Origin of the sequence: Streptomyces sp. SID486 (assembly GCF_009865385.1) — a bacterium.
GTDB lineage: Bacteria > Actinomycetota > Actinomycetes > Streptomycetales > Streptomycetaceae > Streptomyces.
In genome coordinates this window covers 1-2907 of the sequence record NZ_WWJT01000269.1, presented here as the reverse complement: position 1 = coordinate 2907, position 2907 = coordinate 1, and the positions used below count along the sequence as shown (strand labels likewise).

The 2907-nt window shown below is 70.2% G+C and carries 4 protein-coding genes and 1 pseudogene; 1 reads left to right on the top strand and 4 read right to left on the bottom strand.

Annotation, left to right across the window (positions count from 1 at the left end; genetic code table 11):
* The 4 genes from GT045_RS13365 to rimP all read right to left on the bottom strand — a co-directional run.
* A partial coding sequence (locus GT045_RS13365; protein ID WP_345942636.1) for a translation initiation factor IF-2 N-terminal domain-containing protein occupies window positions 1-335 on the bottom strand: 335 nt, incomplete at its 3' end.
* Between the two features lie 145 nt (window positions 336-480).
* Window positions 481-777: a YlxR family protein gene (locus GT045_RS13360; protein ID WP_161297696.1), complete on the bottom strand. Its 297-nt coding sequence runs from the start codon at window positions 775-777 to the stop codon at window positions 481-483.
* Window positions 778-867: 90 nt separating this feature from the next.
* A complete protein-coding gene (gene nusA / locus GT045_RS13355) occupies window positions 868-1854 on the bottom strand; it encodes a transcription termination factor NusA (protein ID WP_161297697.1) in 987 nt (328 codons plus the stop codon).
* Between the two features lie 2 nt (window positions 1855-1856).
* The gene (gene rimP, locus GT045_RS13350; RefSeq protein WP_161334296.1) at window positions 1857-2366 is read right to left on the bottom strand and encodes a ribosome maturation factor RimP; all 510 of its coding nucleotides are present in this window, start codon (window positions 2364-2366) and stop codon (window positions 1857-1859) included.
* Between the two features lie 216 nt (window positions 2367-2582).
* Between rimP and GT045_RS38890 the strand changes: the two are divergent.
* Window positions 2583-2907 (top strand): annotated as a pseudogene (locus GT045_RS38890) (hypothetical protein); the annotation flags it as partial.

Sequence of the window (2907 nt, the reverse complement as noted above, 5' to 3'; positions counted from 1 at the left end):
GGGGTGGTGGGCTGCGCCGGCGCGGCGGCGGGCTGCTGGGCAGCGGGCGCCGTCGCGGGCTTGGGGGCCGTCGGCGGCTTGGGAGCAGCCGGACGGGCCGCCTGCGCCGGAGAGGGCGCGGCGGGCTTGGGGGCAGCCTTGCGCGGGGCGGGCTTACCGGCGGACTTGCCGTTGCCACCGCCCTGGAAGGCGTCGGTCAGCTTACGTACAACCGGCGCTTCGATGGTCGAAGACGCCGAACGGACGAATTCACCGAGTTCCTGGAGCTTGGCCATGACGACCTTGCTCTCGACACCGAACTCCTTGGCGAGTTCGTAGACCCGGACCTTAGCCACTTCGCTCCTTTGAGGTCCGGGTTGAAGCCGGACCGTCGCTAGTTCATGGGCGTACTCATCGCGTACTCATCGAGTGCTCATCGCAATCTCGACCTGCTTTCGACTCGCGAGGTACCAAGCCGCACGGGGTTCCGTACGACACGTCTTACGGTGTTGCCTGCTCGGCAACTGTCGTCTGCTCGACGTATCGGCGCAACGCCTTTGTGTCGAGCGCTCCCGGGACGCGCAGTGCCCGCGAGAACGCCCGGCGGCGTACCGCCTGGTCGAGACAGACCGGAGCGGGGTGCACATAAGCACCCCGGCCGGGCAGCGTACCGCGAGGATCGGGGACGCATGCGTCCTCCATCTTCACGATCCGCAGGAGATCGTTCTTGGCCGCCCGCTCCCGACACCCCACACAGGTGCGTTCAGGGCATGCTCGGGTGTGCGTCCGGCCAGACACGGTTAAGTCTACCTCCCCGTAGCGACCTCACCCCTTCGGGGCAAGAATCGAACGGTCGTTGTCGTGATCTCAGCGACGTTCGGCTTGGATCTATTCCCCGGCCTGCTCGGTGTCGGGCCGGATGTCGATCCGCCAGCCGGTCAGGCGGGCCGCGAGGCGGGCGTTCTGGCCCTCCTTGCCGATCGCCAGCGACAGCTGGTAGTCCGGCACCGTCACCCGTGCGGAGCGGGCGGCCATGTCGACGACCTCCACCTTGCTCACCCGAGCGGGTGACAGGGCGTTCGCGACCATCTCCGCCGGGTCGTCCGACCAGTCGACGATGTCGATCTTCTCGCCGTTCAGTTCGCCCATCACGTTGCGCACCCGGCCGCCCATCGGACCGATGCAGGCGCCCTTGGCGTTCAGACCCGAACGGGTGGACCGTACGGCGATCTTCGTGCGGTGACCGGCCTCACGTGCGATGGCCGCGATCTCCACCGAGCCGTCGGCGATCTCCGGCACCTCGAGGGCGAAGAGCTTCTTCACCAGGTTGGGGTGCGTACGCGAGAGGGTCACGGAGGGGCCGCGGACGCCCTTGGCGACCCGGACGACGTACGACCGCAGCCGCATGCCGTGCGGATAGGTCTCGCCGGGCACCTGCTCCTGCACCGGCAGGATGGCCTCCAGCTTGCCGATGTCCACGAGCACGTTCTTCGGGTCGCGGCCCTGCTGGACCACGCCGGTGACGATGTCGCCCTCACGGCCGGCGTACTCGCCGAGCGTCGCGTCGTCCTCGGCGTCGCGCAGCCGCTGCAGGATCACCTGCTTGGCGGTGGTGGCGGCGATACGGCCGAAGCCGGACGGGGTGTCGTCGAACTCGCGGACCTCCTGGCCCTCCTCGACGTCCTCCGGGTCCTCCTTCGCCCACACGGTCACGTGACCGGTCTGCCGGTTCAGCTCCACGCGCGCGTGACGGCGGCTTCCCTCGGTGCGGTGGTAGGCGATGAGGAGGGCCGACTCGATCGCCTCGACCAGCAGGTCGAAGGAGATCTCCTTCTCCCTGACCAAGCCCCGCAGGGCGCTCATGTCGATGTCCACGGCTACGCCTCCTCCTCTTCCTTCATGTCCTTCTTGTCCTTGCGGTTGAACTCGACCTGCACGCGCGCCCGGTCGATCTCCGGGAATCCGAGCCTGCGGGTGGTGGCCTTGCGGCCCTTGACCCCGGGGACCTCGACGTCGAGACCGTCCTCGTCGACCCGCAGGATCCGGGCGGTCAGCTCGCCGCCCTCGGTCAGCTGGAACTTCACGAGCCGGTCGGTGGCACGCACGTAGTGGCGGTGCTCGGTGAGGGCGCGCTCGGCGCCGGGGGTGCCGACCTCCAGGTCGTAGGCCGCGTCACCCATCGCGTCGGTCTCGTCGAGCTTCGCCGAGAGCGCGCGGCTCACATCGGCGATGGCGTCCAGGTCCGCCCCGGTGTCGGAGTCGACGACCACCCGCAGCACCCTCTTGCGTCCTACCGAGTCCACGGCGATCTCTTCGAGATCCAGCCCCTGGGAGGTGACGAGCGGTTCCAGCAGCTCTCGCAGCCTCTCGCTCTGGGTGGTGCTCATCCGGGTGACTCCTCGGCCGCGTCTGCTGTTGTGGGATGGGTCGCGTGTCCGGTCAAAGGGTATCCGGTCGCGGAGGCTGTTGCCGTCCACCCATGGCCGGGCGGTGCCGGTGAGTGGTGCGCGAGGGACGCGCGGGTACGGTGATCACGGGCGTGCCGCCCGCCGGCTGTGCCGCCTTCGCCGTTCCCTCCGTACGAGTTCCCGAGGACGTCTGCAGTGCCGTATTCCCCACCGCCGCGCGCCCGCTCGGGGCCGCGCAGAAGATCCCTGCTGGCCTCGGCCGCCGGCGCCGCCCTGCTCGCGGGCTGCTCGGCCGGTCCGGACTCCGGCGGCGACGACCCGTCGGCCGCCGCTGCCGCCCGCGCGGGTGCGGCCCGGGACAGCCGTGGGCTGCTGGAGCGGTACGACGCCGTGCTGGCCGCGCATCCCGGGCTGGCGAACCGGCTGCGACCGCTGCGCACGCAGGTCGCCGCGCACGTGACGGCCTTCGAGGAGGTGGCGCCGGCCGCCGCGTCGAAGACCGCCACGCCCACGGCGCGGG